Annotated in this window: 3 protein-coding genes; all 3 read right to left on the bottom strand. The window is 60.7% G+C overall.

From position 1 onward, the window contains the following. Positions 1-187: 187 nt before the first annotated feature. Positions 188-2776 (bottom strand): hypothetical protein, encoded by a 2589-nt coding sequence (locus NKH33_RS30170; protein ID WP_352922994.1) that lies wholly within the window; start codon positions 2774-2776, stop codon positions 188-190. A 251-nt stretch (positions 2777-3027) separates the two neighbouring features. Then, positions 3028-4665 carry a hypothetical protein gene (locus tag NKH33_RS30165; protein ID WP_352922992.1) on the bottom strand — a complete coding sequence of 546 codons (1638 nt, stop codon included), beginning with the start codon at positions 4663-4665 and terminating at the stop codon, positions 3028-3030. 79 nt (positions 4666-4744) lie between these two features. Continuing rightward, positions 4745-16192, bottom strand: a complete 11448-nt coding sequence (locus tag NKH33_RS30160; protein ID WP_352922990.1) for a Tc toxin subunit A-related protein — start codon at positions 16190-16192, stop codon at positions 4745-4747. Between the last annotated feature and the right edge of the window lie 226 nt (positions 16193-16418).

Here is a 16418-nt window from a genome sequence, read left to right as displayed (position 1 = left end):
GGTGATCGCAACGTCACCACCGTGCCATGGCCGCTCGCCCCTCAGAGCAAGCGCCGTTCTCTCTCCAAAACTTTTTGCAGAACCTCCTTTTCTCGAAGGCCTTTGCGCGCACTCAGTGCCGGCCCGGGGCGTCGCGCCGAAGGATACACCCTCGGCAGCCGCTCCCGGGCTCAGGTCCACTCCGGCGCTACTGTGTTGCTGTTTTCGGATTGCGCGCTCCCGGCTTCGGCAGGCATGCGTAGGCTCGACTTTGCGGATCCCTGGCAGCCAGACACTTTTGCAAATCGCCATATTGCGATCGATTGCCATCCTGGCAAAGTTGGCGGTCAAGGTAGGCTTGCACGGCATCCGACAACCACCAGCTCATTGATATGTCATCAATCCTCTCCTTGCCCGTGGAGTGAGAGGATCCGGCCAGCGAGCAGTTCTCTGTCAGTGGCAGAATCTTTTCAGAACCGGTCTCGCCGTCATCAAGCGAAGGCACGCTGCGATAGACCTGAAATTTGAAAAAGCTCAGGATGTGGAGATGCGCATCGTTTTCCGCGTGGAGATAGGCTTCGGCCGCATGACCGCCTCGCGTGTCCTGCAGGGCCTTGAAGGGCCCGGTTAACCCGTCGTGCCAAGTGATCTTGGACTTCGGATTGCAAAGTCTGCCATCGTTGCCGTGTCCCGGCTCTGATGCAAGCGGCCGGGACGGCTGTTCCTGATCGGGCTTTGGCGCACCGGCTTTGTCAGCGGCTATCTCATTGCCGAAAACTACCGCCTGAACTTCATTCGGAGGGAGACCGTGCGCCGGAGCTGGGCCGCAGTCCTGCTCATTTGCGTCCGGCGCCGGGTCATTGGTTATTTCGATAATGATCGGCTGGAGATTGCCCGCGATCGTATGGATTGCTTCAGCCAGCTCCCGTGCCGTCGTCAGACCGTCATTTTCAAAGTAACCACCATCAACCACGGCATCGACCGCGTCAGAATCGCCGCGCACAATTCCCTGTGGCGAAATGACGGGAAACCGGGCGCTCGCCACGCCGGCGGTGGATAGTCGAACCTGCCTGTAGCACCTTCCCTGACAGTGCGCGCTGTCGGCCACGCGCAGCATGTCGAACAGATCGAACGCTTCCGGAAAGAGGCGAAAGATACGATCGCCATTCTGGTAGGCTGGCAGAATGTCGGAGGCGATGACCCTCCGTCCGGTTTCCACTGAAGTCGCATTGAGAAACACGAGCGGCCGCCAATCCCTGGTGCCCGGAATCCTCCCCAAAGGACGTTCGAGTGGACCAGGCTGTATCACGGCGTCTCCTGTTTGAACGCCCCCGCTTTTCTGCAGAGCCGCGGCCTCGCCAATCACGAGATCGAAACGAGCCTCTATGGCCTTCTCGAGAAGAGCTGCACGGTCATCAAAGTGTGGCAGACGGAGAAAGCCGAAGAGATCGCGAAACGCGAGGCCGATGAAGGCAGGCGAAAGAAAATCACCGGCGGTCAACGACTGCAGGCAATCGCGCCATTTCTCGGGAGAAGAATCATGCCTGAACCACAGCCAGTCGTTCTTTTTCTGATCGCAAGGAACGGCCGAAGGCGCCGATGCCTGAGACATAGCAGCCGTTATCATGACCGCACCGACCGATCCGCCCGAGACGCCGGAGAACGCAAACAGCCGTTTGCTGAAGTCCGGAGAGTGGTCAAGAAGATCACCAACGACCGTAGCGGTGAAGAAGGCCGCCCGGCTCGCTCCCCCGGCTGTTGCAACAATAACCGGTGTTTGTGTGCAGTCCTCCAGGGGGGTGTCCGGGCAATTGAGCGCCGCCCAATCATCCAGTGCCATCCGCAGATCTTGCCGCTGATCTGCGATATCTGACTCCGTGGGGAGTAATCTCAGATCATGAAAGGACGGGGTAAGGCCGGTCAGAACGAGGCAGGTGGCGATGATCGCGCTCGGTACGGGAAAACGGATCTGGTGCGAGGCGGCGGACAGGAAAGCCAGCAGGGACACGGGAGCGGCCAACATCAGCACAACAAACAGGGCGCGCGGAAAGTACGAGGCAAAGGGCAGAGGGAAAGATACGATAAGGAGCCATCCGCCTATCTGGCCTGCCAACAACAGGACGGCGAGATAGTCCCACTGCAATTTGCCAGGACGCCTGCGCCGCCCCCGGCGAGTGAGGAGATCGACAAACCACAGGAGTCTGGGTTCGATAAGCAGGGACGCGTTCTTCCCGATAGCGGAATCGTGCAGAAACAGACGCCATGATCTGCCGGTGCCGCCGACGAAGCCGCGACGGGCAACAACATAGATGAGGTAGACGATTCCTGAGACGCAGAGCCAGGGAAAAAGCTTGTCCGCGGGATCGTGAAAAGAGCCTCCGATCGCCGCTGAGACAGCCCGAAGATCGTCACCCGCCCGCCAGATGCCAACACCGACGGCCGCGAAGCAGGCAAGACCGAGCAGGCGCGGTATGACAGTTGCAGGAAGCGCATATTTTGCCCTTAGCGCTGCCAATAGGGCCGGAGCAAGCGGCAACCCGCCTTGCGCCGCCCAGGCTTGCTGCTGAACAACCTTCCGGCCCGAATAGTGAAGGATCAGCGCCCAGGCGAAGACAGACAGGAAGAAAACGGACCAGTACCTGCCACCTGATCCCGCCTCCATGAACAGGTCACGCGCGGGCTCGGCCCACGAGAAAAGTAGAAACCCGAAACCCACGCTAAGGGCCGCTATCCGGCAAACCCATAAGACCCGCAGCCAAAGTAGAACGACTTCCCAGCTTCTGCGAACGACCGTCATTTAACAATCTCCACGTCCGCGCTTCCCGGTACAATCGATAAGATGCCTGGCAAAGAGCCCTCCCTATGGCTCGGCTACAGCGCCCTGATGCGCACCGTCAGGGACCGTGGCGTCGGAAGGGGCTGCAGCCGAAATGATGTTCGAGCTGCTGAAACTGCGCCGATCGCGCTCTGGCCGAGGCCGGTCTGCAGGCGGCAGGGGAAGCTTGAGGTTTCCGCGACCAGCCTGAGTTCTTCAGATCCGCGGGTGACCTAGGTGCCCGTCCCTTTGTAGGCTCCGATCAGTTTGCCTCCCAGCAACGTGCCGTGACTGAGCCCCAGCAGCCAGAGAAAAGTCGCACCCGCGGGGGGCATGCTCGCAAAGACCTGTGTTCCGGAGTTCACCGCCTGGGCCGACGTCAATCCGCCGATCCGTTCTGCAGCTTCGAGCGCCAGGTTGATGTAGATCGCTGCAAGGACGCCAGTCACAACTACCGCCTGCACTCTGGTTGAATCGACAACGCCGTCATCTTCCTCGGTCTCGCCATAGACGAGATCTGATAGCTGCGCATCTTTCGGATCGGGGTTCGAGAGGACACGCGTCTTTCGTGGCGGCATGACCGTCCCGGCTCCGGCCTTTGTGCCAGAGGTGCCTGGCTGCATTATGAAGCTTGACACTATCGCCGTACCGCCGGAAATGCCGATCAGTGCCCACAACGCAAGATCCATTCCCGGCAGGTATTCCATCAGACTGGATAACCTGTCCGACCATGCGGCCAGCTTCTGGTCCGAGCTGCCTGCATTCGCAACAAAAGCAAGTCCCTCGTGGATCCGGTTCAGGTCTTCCGCCCAGAACCCGACATTGAACAGTGCGTAGGTTGCAATCCCTCCCATCAGAATCACAAGCCAGACGGCAAACTGGATTCGGGTGAGGCTCATACGGTTGCGTCTGTCAATAAAGAGACCGAACGGGCGCCCCATTACGCCAAGCCCCACCGAGGCGGCGAGCACAACAATTGATGCCATCATCAGGAGCATCGGCATCCGCAATGAGAACGCGCGACCGGAATCGGACAGCGTCCAGCTTGCCAGCCACCCCTTCATCCGTGACCACCAGTCACGGTCTGGGGCCTCCAGCACCGTGGATGTTGCAGCCTTCCAGGCTTTCAGGCACTCACCGTCGCCCGTAGCTGTAGGCAGCCATGCCCGCGGCGCACCATAAAGTGTGGCCGGATTGCCCGGGTCGATTGAAGTTGGGCAGGATTGGTCGGCAGAGTTGACGGTGAAGGTGGCCTGCGCCGTGCGTGTCAGATTGCCCACGCTCAGGGACCAGAGGCAGGCGACGGCAAACAGCGCCACGGCAGCCATGGCGAGCCGGAAAGCCGTCCGGCCGACCTTGGGGTCCACGCGCGTTCTCGGGGTTTCCCGCGGAGCGTAGACGCCGGTGCCCGGCGGCAGACCGGTTCCTGTAACCAGCGAAACAAAGCGCGGCGCATCCTCGCCCCCACCGACCACTCTGGAGAACGCAGATACCTCGTGGCCCTCGACCGTAAACCGCCCGATCAGTTCCAGCGTCTCGGGAGCCGCAGTGTTCCATGGCGCCGGCGGTTCCAGATCGTCCTTGCTGAGGGTTTTGCCGTCGGCGCTGGGCCACAGGATTACACGCAGATTCTTGAGCCCTGCGGACTGGGAAACCTCGGCCGCGGCGACGCAGTCCAGGACATCTGATCCGAAAAAAGGATCATCCCGGGCGGGAACGGGTTCGAACCGCGAAAAGCTCTTCTCCGCTTCGTTGGCAATCGCGGCGACGTTCTGCCGAAGCGTGGAGAGCGTTGCCGGATCTCCGCCCGCCGGCACTCGCAGATCCCTGGTTTCCGCCCAGACGACCTGAACTCTCGTGAATGCGTCCATCTGTCACCCCCGTTACCTTGTCAGCGCGATATGGTCGTCCTGCCTCTGTCAAATTCCCGCAAACGCCTGCACATCCCGTTCATCTGGTCGCCTCAGGCAGAGCAAAGCGGTCACAGGCTGCGACCGTCCGCCCGGGCATTGCAAAAAAGTATTTCAGGGAAACGAGCAGCACATCGGGCCGCGGAACCGCGATGCCGTCGGCAGTGCCGAATTCAAGCTCAACTGACGAGCTCTCCGTGCCGGCCAGGACCAACGGGGAGACGAGAGACACCTGGCCATGATAGACGGGGCCATAAGCCTGGTCGATCAGCATAGCCTCGTAAGGTTCGCCATTTGCGCGGATCTGAAGCGTCGGCGGATGTGCCTGTCCGGGTTCCGGCATATAGAAAATATCAAGGCCTTCCACGACCAGATTTTCACTATTCCGGTTCCATGGGAACATGTCGCGCACTATCTGCAGCGACAGCTTGTTGGAATTGCCTTCGCGCAGATTGAGCCATTGTGCCGGGAAGTCGTGCCGGGCGTCCAGATACCTTGTCGCCGGGTTTGCCACCTTCGGCAGGTTCTGGCGCGCGGCGGCCCTGGCCCCATCCCGCAGGCCGGCCCCACCGTCCACGGCCGTGTAGCGGAAGTGCAGAACGACATCGGTCAGCGAATCCGGATCGAACTGATTTGCGGCCGGATCGATTTCGATCCGCCAGCGGCTGATGAGTCCGGCGCCCTCGAACGGGAGATATCGCTCGTCCCGCAGGCTGGTTTCAAACAGGCCGGTGTCATTCTGGGCAGATGTCGTAACGATCGACTGGTGTGCGGCGTAGCGCCGGACAAAGCGCGGGTCGCCGGCCAGTGCGGCCTGCTCCTGGTATTCGGGATAGACTTCCGGAGACACGCGCACGGCGTCCGAAAGCAGCGTCAGTCTTGTATTGACGTTCTGGTAAGGCCCTGTGGCGCAGAGGACGCTCATTGCGACGTTCTTGATCCGGCGGCGGTAATGCCCGGGCAGCTCAAGATCGAACAACCATTCCGGAAGATCGACTTCGCAGGTACCGGTCAGTCGCAGGCAAACCAGCGCATCGGGCGCGCTGAGCCGCACCGAGATGCTCCTGCTCAGTTCGTGCTCGCGCGCGTTCTGCTGCAGATAAGCCTGTTCCATGCGCCTCAGCGCCATGAGCATCTGCTCACCGGCGGTCATTCCCTCTCTGTAATTGCTCCAGGCTACATCGCCGAGGAAGTTGGATGCCGAGTAGTGGCGCTCGTAGCGGAAGGCAGTCTGGGCGTCCTTCGCAGCTGCCAGTCCCACCTCGAACATGCCGCGATATAGTCCCGCGAGCCGGTTCTGGACCCACAGATGATGTTCGGCATTGGTGAATTTACCCTGCTGGAAGCGCTGTATCTCCTCCGAATTCCGGATAGTGTCCTGGTGGATATTCAGTTCGCGCAAGGCAATGTCCTGCCTGCGTCCGGCCGCAATGATCTGCCTGCGCACCTGCTCGAGCTCGATTTTCAGCACGTCGACCTGATGCTGCCATTCTTCCGCGCGTCGCGCGAACGATCCCGAGGTCGCGGCCGTCGAGGCCTCCATGCCGCTTACGGTTGCGAACATGTGCAGGAGGCTTGCTCCAATTTTCGCACCGGTTGCCAGTTTCTGACCACTGACGAATTTGACCATCGAACAGACACCGACATAGACCTCCGGAACTGCAAGGAGAAACTGCGCGAGTATTTCGAAAGCTTCCGTCCCGAGTGTAAGGCTCTCGGCCAGCTGCATGAATGTGAAATAGGCCCTCTCGTCGGGGTTGTACCCGACGCGGATGAGATGCTCGAGATGCTGCTTCTTGAGCTCGAGTATCTCGCGTGCCTTGTGTAGTGCCTGGAGCTGCCAGTCCGCCTCACGCCACTGTGACTGGCGCACATCGAGCATCAGACGGTTGACCTGCACCTCGTGCCTTGAACGCAGCAGAGCGAGCTCTTCAGCGTCGCCCTTTTCGAAGGCGGCCATGAGCTGGGCTCCAAAACTCCGGGCCTCTGCGCAAAGTTCCAGCGCCTTCTGCATAAGGAAACTGAACCTGTAGTGCGGCGGCGTTATCAGCCACTCATCGCGGTCCAGCTCGCTCCCGTCATATTCGGGCCGCCACATCCAGCCCTCGTTGAGCCGGCCATAACCATAGGCAGGTAGCGTGCCTGGCGACGGGACGAGTTGTGGCTGCGTGCGCGCATTCCGGATTTGCCGGCTGTTCTCGCAACGCCGGATTTCCGCCGCAAGTCGATCGACCCGGGCCCAGAGAGAGACCACCCGCCGGTTCAGGGGCGGTTCCTTGGGAACAAATCCCGCCAGATCAACGAGGCCGGTACCGTCCTGATGCACGATGCGCCGTGGTGTTTCCCCGAGCACCTTGCGCACCAGCGCCAGCGTCTCGCGGGAAAGCTCGGTCGTCGAAAGGCGATTGCGCGAAAGCTGTGCCTCGCCGATGTCGAGCACGGTTTCGATCCAGTTCAGCAGGAGGACCCGCGAGTCTGGTCGAGCCGCCACACCTTCAGGGTCGAGCCATCCGTTCGAGCGGGCGAGGGGCTTGTACAGAAACTCCAGCCAGGATCTTGCCGCGTCGCCGCGATCCTGCAGGCGCAGGTGCTTCTGGACTAGGAGCACGGGAGCGTGGAAGGTCACAGGTCCGGCCGGAGCCCCCGGAGCAACCGCGATGAAATGCGGAAAAGAAGGCAGTCCGCCGGAACCTGGTGCTGGCGCGACTGTCCATGCCGTTAGGATATGGACGAGATTTTCACCGGGATCATAGACAAACCGTTGCCCGGGCTGTGCCGCGCCGACGACCTTGAAAATGAGCAGGTCGCCATCGCGCCTGTCGAAAGTCAGTTCGCCCCCATCTTCGCCAAGCGGAATTCCGTAGTCCGAGATCCGGACGTCCTCTTCGATGTCATCACGCACCCGGCACCATGCGAGCCGCACGGTCTTCCTGCTCTTCCATGTCAGCAGGTTGCTCGGAATTCCGGCCAGATAGTCGTCCCGGTTGATCGGCTGTTCCCAATCCCAGGCTGCATCCTGAGCTTTCTCATCGTATGCCACGCCATCGACCAGCCAGAAGTAGAAATCATCCTGCCAGGCAGTCGTGGTGCACTGGAGGCGGATGAACCGTCCATCCATCTCAAGCGGTGCTTCGCTCTCCAGCCGCATTGAGTTTGTTTCCCGGATCGAAATCGAGTTGTTTGCCCTTGCTGAACTGAGCGCGGTGCGATGGTCGGCCCGCTCCCGTTTGTCGAGCTTCCGATAGCCCTGGGGTTGTGAAGGCAGAGCCTCGGCAATTGACGGGAGCCTGTCGCTCCACCTGATCAGCCCGGGTATGGCGGGTAGCAGTGGGGGCGTGAGGTCCGCCCAGTTCTCCTCCACAGTCAGATCCAGCTCGGGAAGCTGCCGCTCGAGAAACTGGAATGCCTCGGTTCCGGCTGCAACCCGGATCAGGTCCGCCTCCCGGTAATTCTCCGCATAGACGGCCTGATAGCGACAGGCCTGCCAGCGGCGATATTCGGCGTAACGGAGGTCCCATGTTTCGAGATAACGGGGGCTGATGTCGTCGGGTGACATCGCCTCAAGCCCGAGCCTCAGCCGCTGAACGAGGGTGCGGAGCGCAGCACTGGCTTCCTCGATGCGAGGGGTGGCGCCACATGAACCTGTTTCGACGTCCAGCAGGAGGCGCTCGGAAAGGTCACGCGCCGAACGGGCAAAGGGGAGCGCTCCTGCAGCCTGCGGAAACCGGCAGCGATCGAGCGATGTCAGGTATCCGATCAGCGCGTCCCGCCCCCTCTCGCGCAAACCAGCGTTCAGCTGCTCCAGGTTTGCGTAGCGCCGGACCGGGCCGTTCTCGAGATAGGCTCCGTTGATGTAATCGCGTAGCGACACCACATCTGGCGCAAGCTTCGCCCAGTCGCGATATCCGGTCGGCGCAACTACATTGGCTGCGAACTGCCGCAGTCTTGCGTACTGCCATTGCGCCCCCTCCCAGACCCGGACCGCCCATTCTTCGGTTTTGAGGGCAGCTTTGTCGATGACGTCAAAGTCGGGCGAGGCGTCGGTAGTGTAAAGCAGTGCGTCGGCGGCCACCGCTTCATTCAAGCCAAGGCGAAGCCGGACAAGGTCTTCCGCTGCCGGCGGAACCGCGGTGTCGGTTGCATCACGAAACAGGTTCCATAGTGGCGCTTCGGCCCCGGTGGTGGTCCGGGCCTCCGCCCGAAGCAGCACGTAGTCGTGAAAGCGTTCCCATTGATCGAAGAGCGGCCAGACACGCTCGGCCATATGCGTTTCCGGATACTGGCGTATATCGTTAGCCTCGGCCCGCGGCCGGAAAGCATCGCCCACGCTCCACTGATTGAAATCGAAGTCCAGTTTCCGCGATTGCCAGGCACCGGATTCCCTGGTGAATGCAATGCCGCGGAAATCTGGCCCCCGGCCCAGCAGGAAAGCGACCTCGTCACAGGCCAGACCGAACCGCTGGCAGAACAACAACGCCTTGAACGTCCTCTGATAGGTCCGGCGGATATCGCGGATTGAACTGAAATAATAAGGCTCCGGGTAGAAGAACGCACCGTCGCGATCCGGGGCAAAATCGTACTGCTCCTTCACGGGTATGAAGAGGGACTGCGCCAGCAGTTCCACGAAGATTGCGTTACCGGCTTCCGCAGCAGGAGGCGGCGGCGGACTTTTCGGCATCGACCGCGAGGCGGCAATCGGGGAGGCTGCCTTTTCAGACAGCGGCCGGACTTCCCTAGATTCGACGAACACGCCGATCCATGCGACATGCCTGTCCTTGCTGACGCTCGGACCTTTGCTGACCTCGATGACCGATGGATCGACCGAATAGTCGACAAACGAAAGCTCGATGTCATATTGCCCCGCGTCCAGGACGGCCGTCACGGGACTGGTATGAAAGATCCCGTCCCTGGTTCCGCCGAACTGCTGGAGGGCGTCAGAGTCGTTCGGAGCATCCTTGTGCTCCGGGCTCACTTCCACCATCAGGGCCGTTGCCGCGCCCTTGATATCGATGCGCATGGCGTTGTCGGTGAGACTGGTGATGGTCGTCGAGCCGAGTGGCCCTTTTTCTCCGGCCGGAAGCTTGAAGCAGACCACAAAACGATGCTCGCCGGCAGTCGTGACCTGCAATTTGCCGGTCCAGCGGACGAGGTAGGGAACCGCGCCGCCATAGGTTCGGGATCTGTCAGCGGCATCGGCGTTCCGTATCTCGTAGCCGCTTCTCAGCTCGACGGGCTTCTCATCCCCGGGCAACGGCGCGGCCAGGTCGAACACGTGATTGACCGGTTCGGGTATGCGCAGCGGCTTCGGCGCATTGTAAAGCCAGTCGTTGGTGTTCCGGTCCACCGGATCCCCAAACTCGTCGTTTGGATGATCCAGGTAGTTCAGGGATCCGGAAATTTCACGGACCAGCCCGGTTGCCGGTGCCAGACCTGCCATGTTCGGGAAGCCGGGAAAATGTTGGCCTGCCCCGGGTTGTGGAAGCTTTTCGTAGTTTCCTGATACAAAAGTCGGGTCGCCGGCTGGCACTCCGGGCACTCTGGCAACGTATTTGTCGTAACGCTGCCCGAATACATCAGTATAGTCCCCGGATGGCTTGAACGACAGGAATTCCGACCAGATGCCGGTGCCGCGCAGGCCGAGGATTCCGGCGATCGCCCTGGCGTTCGGATTGTCCGGATAATGGAACGCGCCGGTGTTGTCTTTCCAGTTCTCGTCCGCCTCGATGTGATGCAGAAGCAGATACAAGGCAGTGGCGGACAGCGCGTCCAGCTCGTCATCGGCGCCGCTCATCGGCTCGCGCTGGAGAACGTGCGAGGCAAGATGGTCAGCTGTCACAAAATACTGGCGAAGGAAGATGAAATAGTATCGCACGAACACCTTCATGCGCTCGGCCGCGGTCTTCGGGGTCAGCAGGCGACGTGCAGCCTCGCGCTGGTCCGGCAGGATCAGGACGAAGCGCGCCAATGTACGGCGCGGCTGCTCGTAAAGATCACGAATGGCCCTCACCTCGTCGTCAGAGCATGCGCCTAGGTCTGTCCCGTCCGATTTCCTGTATCGTGTGACTTCCGCCAGAATCTCCTCCGGCGTAAGCAATCCATCGATCGCGAGTTTGCCGGCTGCGGCATCGTATGTGAGAGGCGGCCTGAAATCGTATTTCTTGCCAGCTGGAGGCGTCGTAAATCGCGTCACCCTGGGCTCGGGAAGGTCGCTGGTGAATGGCGGACTGTCGAGCGTGAGCAGATCGTGGAGCGCGGCTAGGTCGGCGTAGCCAAGCCTGGTCAGGCAGTCGGCAAGTTTTTCCCAGGTCTGAACCAGCCCGCCGGTTCCACTCGGCACCGGCCAGAGTCCGCCCGGCTGGCGTGCGGGCGCGAACGCGCGATCAAGCCGCAGCAGGTCGGCTTCTGCAAATCCGAATCTGCTCTCAAGGGTTTTTCGGTCGCCATTGGCCCTGCTCCATGACGGCTGACCGTCAGCGGCCTTTCCATCCGGGAAGGCGGACAGGATCGAGGCATAGGACGCTCCGCGGAGCAGCCTCTGCAGGCGCAGCATCGAAGCGTCGATGGCACCCGAGAACTCGTCTGCGAATGGCTGCTGTTCAAGGATCGCTGCATCGTCCTCGACGCGGAATGGATCGTCCTCGGGTGTCCCAGGGTGTCTGTTTAGATAAAGAAACGAGACTTCGCCTACGCTGAACTCCGAGTGCGCGAGCTTGAAACACACCTCGACAAAACGCAGCGTATGGGTCGGCTGAAGGAATGCAGGATAGCTGTCGTTGCCGGGATCAGCACGCAGACTCGTCAGGTCCGCGATGTCGTCAAAATGGTCCGAAAGCAGCCGGCTGGATTTGGGTTCCTTGCGCAGGCAGTCTGCACGCTCCTGGATAACGTCGGCGAGATCCTTTTTTGCCTGGGTCGTCAGCGGATCCTCGACACCACCGGGCGCAGGCAGCCAGAGCGGCAGCACGTCGGTGAGACACAGCCCGAAATCGTCGCGCAGCATCTGCATGGCAGCGAGCTGCCTCACGAAATCGGCATTGATCTCGGCGGGAGGCGCCGGCGCCGGAGGATCCCTGTAGAGACCCAGCACATCGCAGATGTGCTTGAGGGAAATGAATGAATGGTCTTTGGCGGCCTGCTGCGTCCACCACGCAGTCAGGACGCCGACCTCTGCAAGCGGTATGGCGAAGGCGCCGTCCTGCGGCTCGGCATCAATCAACTCGACCAGCGCCTGGAGGTCTGCACGCGCGCTAGCGATATCTGTGAAGGCAGCTGGAAGGGTGTCGATTTTCGCGCCAATCGGGAGAAGCCCGTCGCGGATCTCATCCTGGAGCCGGTCGGCGTTGAAGGCTTTGAGGAAATCCTCGCTTTCCGTTACCGCGGCCGCGCTGAAACCCGCCTGCGGCAGCCTGTGGAGCCTGTCTAGGAATTCGACCGGCAGCTTCGATCCTGAGGGAAAAAGACGAAGCTGCCTGGCCTCACTTCGCAGGGCTTCGGTCAGCGTCTGCAGCGTCTCCTCAGAAGGCGCGTTCTGGTCCGCGACAGGAGCCCAGTCCGCCACTGCGACCTCAAGGTTCTGGCCGGCTACGGTCAAGGCCGCCTGCACCCCCGGCACGGCCTGCAGCTGAGGCACGATGTCGGCGGCCTGGGTTTTCGCCTGTTTGATAATGGCAATCGCCGTCACCGGCAGAAGGTCCCGGAGCTTGACGATGGAGCCGGTGAGCTGCGCCAGCGAATCGAGATTGTCAGCAAAGTCGGCGATGCTCACGCGCAGTTCGCGCACGAGTTCCATGAGCGACTGACGGTCCTTTCCGTCGAGAATCCCGTCCGCAATCCATCCGACCTGATTGGTGATGTTCTGAAAACTGTTCTGGGCCACGTCCTGGGCTGCGATGCTGGCCAGAACGCGGTAGGCAAGATCCCTGATCTCGTCCGTCACCTGGCGGTTGCTGGATAGCACCAGCCTTTCCAGCCGGGTCCTGAGGCCGGCAAAGGGAGCACGCGCTGCCGCCAGCCCGGCATTTGCTGCAAAAAGGTCCTGAAATGCGGCCACGATCGCGTCGTGTGCTGCGTTGCGCCTGTCTTCGGCGATCGGCGTTGCACCGGCGTTCTCGAACGCGGCCACGAACGACTGTACGGCCTTTCTCACAGACGTGATGGAGGCTCGGGCCCCACCCCAGCCCAGCATCTGTTGGCGGGCTTTATTCAAGCGGTCGGTAATTCCCTCGAACGTATAGCTCGTGTGCGGCAGTTTCTGCAGAATTCGCCGCAGCCGGATGAAAACGGCCAGCCGTTCGAGAGCGATTTCGGAGCCAAGCGGCGCAAAATCGATGCTGTAGGCGCCGATGTCACAAGGCTCTTCTGCGGGGAGCGCCGGCAGTTCGGCGATCGGCACGAAGCCACATGCCACCAGATCGCGAAATTCGTCGTAGCTGAGGCTGCTTCGCCTGAGGAATGCCGCCAGGCGGCGCGCGCCAGCCGGGCGCGGGTTTGCGTCCGGGGGGATGACCTCCGGGTGATCATCTGTCCAGCCGGCCAGCTCAGGCGTGTCATTGTGGCCTGTAGTGGTGTCCGACCTGTAGCCCCAGAACTGCCAGAGCTTCTGCCGGGAAGAGCCCAGTGGCCCTGTGAAAACCTCGCGGTGCTCGTCCTCGCTTATCTTCAGGTACTCGCGCGCGGTGTCGATGCGCACCGGGTAGCGCCGCAGATGGGTCTGGGTATCGAACTCCGGCGGAAGGAAAGGGGTGAACGCCTTCGGGTTCGCCATATCCTGCGGCTGCTTGACGAATTCGTGGATGTCCTTGCGAAACGTCCGCATCGTCTCGTAGCGCCTGGTACCCATATGCTCGAGATAGGTACGGGTTATATCGAGAGGCTGGTGATAGGGGCGCTCGAAGGAGGAAAAATCCTCCTTCAGGCGGTCGTAGGCGTCCTTCTGCCGCGCATGGGCCGCTGCTTCAGTAACGGGATCGGGAGCAGAGGGCGTAGAATGCTCGGGAACGGCGACAAGCATGTCCGCGGACGTATCATCCGAAGTCTGGAAAATGGCCGGCGCGACACCTGGCGCCAATTCTCCGTTGGGGTGCGCATCGATATCCGGCTGCGCATTGCTGACCAGGCTCTCAAGCGCCTCGTTCACCAGGTCAATGACCGGAACCGGCGTAAAGCTGTTTGCTGATGTAACGTTGAGCTGACCGAGGGGGCCGCGCCTGTCGGTAATGGCATCGCCGAGTGAAATGGCGCCGTCCGGATGAGGTGTCTTCAGCAGCGACTGTACGTAGGAGGCAGGCCCGAATGGCGACAGATGATCAGGAGGGATGCAGTCGGTCAGCAGCCCGTCGTGATTGACTGGCCTGAAGGCGCGCGCGGTCGTCTCATCCGGATCGCGGTCGCCCTCCGGTTCGGGGTATTCAAGCGGGACGGCTCTCGTAAGCGCAACGGCCCGATTGCGAATTGCATCGGCATCCGCATAGGCAAGAGTGCCGATGAGAGCAGCCCGGAACTGGTCCGGCGTCAGCCGCGCTATCGGCCATGGATCTGTGAAGCCGCGGAAATACAGCGCCTCCATTTCCGGGACGAGATTGGGAGCCCCGGCGCCGACGATACGATAGAGAAAATGCAGTGTAACAAGCTGCTCTATGACATCAGGAGAAGTCACTAGCTGTCTGATGCTCGCAACCGTTGTCGGCGGGTCAAATGAAAAAGCCGGGTGGGCGGCGAAAAAATCCTTCAGGCCTTCCGCGCCAGGTGCGGCAGCAAAGCTGGTGGCGACAAAGGACGGTGAACCCGCGGCTACAGTCGGGGTTGTCTGGAGATACCGTCGTATATTACGGATGAGCTTTTCGTGTTGTTCGCGGCCGGCATCGCCGACGCCCCAGTAGGCCTTAAAGAGATCGCCCCAGTCTTTTTCGCTTTTGCTTTTGAGATCGCTCACATTCGCAATCGAACCCCAGGCCGGGTCTGCTTTCAGATGGGAGAGGAAGGGTATGGCTGCGCCGGGCTTGGAAATGTCGGCGCAAGTGGCCCGAAGCACGATACGCAGGTGCTGCAATCGCTTTGGGTCCGCGGCGTCGAGGCCCAAAAACTCTGTCTGCCAATACTCTTCATCCGGCATGTCCGACGAAAGCCAATGCGAAAAGAGCTCACGGCAATCGAAAAAACTCCGGTCGACCGCCTCGTCATCGGTGCCCGGATCCGGCCTGCCATCGAGATTCAGTCTGGGAAGACCATGCAATCTGCGCGCAGCGAGGCGATGACTGAGGGCAGGACCGGCAATTGCCGCGCCGTCAGTTATCGGGGTGTGCGAGGAGCCAATGACTTTCCTGATCTCTGCCTGTCGGAATTTCGCGCGAAGGTTGTCTTCGATTCCGCCGGCGGCCATATTGTAGCGTTCGAGCCATGGCGTAGACGGTTCGAGATCTCTGGTAAGCGCGTAAAAATAGGCTGCAGGCACTTCGAGCATGGATACGGGGATTGAGTATACTTCAACACGAACTACGTCGTTCGGATTCCCTGGAGTCCATACAGCCGGGTCGATCGGAATCCACCAGTGAAAACGCCGCGCTGCTGCTGTATCGCTTGTCAACCGCTGGCATTCGAACCCGGTCTTGAGTGCGGCAACCAGCGCTTTTCGATCACGTGTCGCCTGATCGATACCGCTTGTCCGCTGCTGTACCAGCGCCTCCTGCGCAAGCCGCAGACCGTGCACCTTTAGCTCGTGCATACTGTTGGAATCGGGGTCGTACAATTTCTTCGCCGGAGAGTCCGGCGGCAGGCCGAGGGTGTCGAGCCCCCCCACTGTTTGCGCCGCCACTTCCTCGACGGCAGCGTCCGAAAGACCACTTAGGTTGACCTTTTCGTTCTTCAGGACATCTGCGGTTTGAGCGCGTACGCGCGCGTATTCGATTTTGCTTGGCGGTACCGGAATGAACGGGAGAGACTCCTGACCCACGCTGGGCACACTGATCCAGACAGCGCTTTCTCCGTTCTGCCTGATCAGGTTCGAAAGGTCGTCTTTGCAGTTTCGATAAAGCTCTGAACGCCCGATCTCTCGGTCAGCGCCATCGATCGTTCTTTTCACGACCAGATAGAGATCAAAGTTTCCCTGCGGAGCGGGACGCTGGATCTCGATGCGCTTGCGGACACGCCTGTGTCGGATGGGGGGCGGTGGCCCAGGCAGGGGCGGAGCGGGCAGTTGTTCATACTCAGCCCAAACCTCTGCCCATGGCTTCCAGGAGGAGACAAGGACGCCCTCGCCCGCCGGAGTTGCGCTGATGTTGGCGAGCGGATTCTCGCCGTTGAACAGTTGGGTGGCACCCGGGACTGAAAGGCTTGCAGTGAATGCGGCACTGCCTTCTACACGAACCGGCAGCGCTGTATCAGTGCCATCGATCTTTCGCTCGAAGAATTCGACACTGACCGGACCGAGCTTGTCCGTTCCCATGAAATTTGGCTGGTCGCCGAGAAAAATAAAGAACTGCAAGAAAGGCATACACAAGCCCCCTCAACGCTAGCGGCCAAAATTGCGACCGCGCCCCTCCCCATGCTTGTTTAGAGATCTTCTTCGCACTGCAGCGCTAAAATCGTATTAGGCCTGAAAAGCAATGCGCACGTCAAGTCTGTACCTAACCATGCCGCCTAGGTATCTGTTCTAAGGCGAACGGCCGTCTTGTTGCCGGGCTAACTGTGTAATTGAGAGATCTTATAAAATCTAGAGG

Origin of the sequence: Mesorhizobium sp. M1182 (genome assembly GCF_040318335.1) — a bacterium.
In the GTDB taxonomy this organism is placed as follows: Bacteria; Pseudomonadota; Alphaproteobacteria; order Rhizobiales; family Rhizobiaceae; genus Mesorhizobium.
Note: the sequence above shows the minus strand (reverse complement) of the source record. Positions and strands in the feature narration are given on the sequence as shown.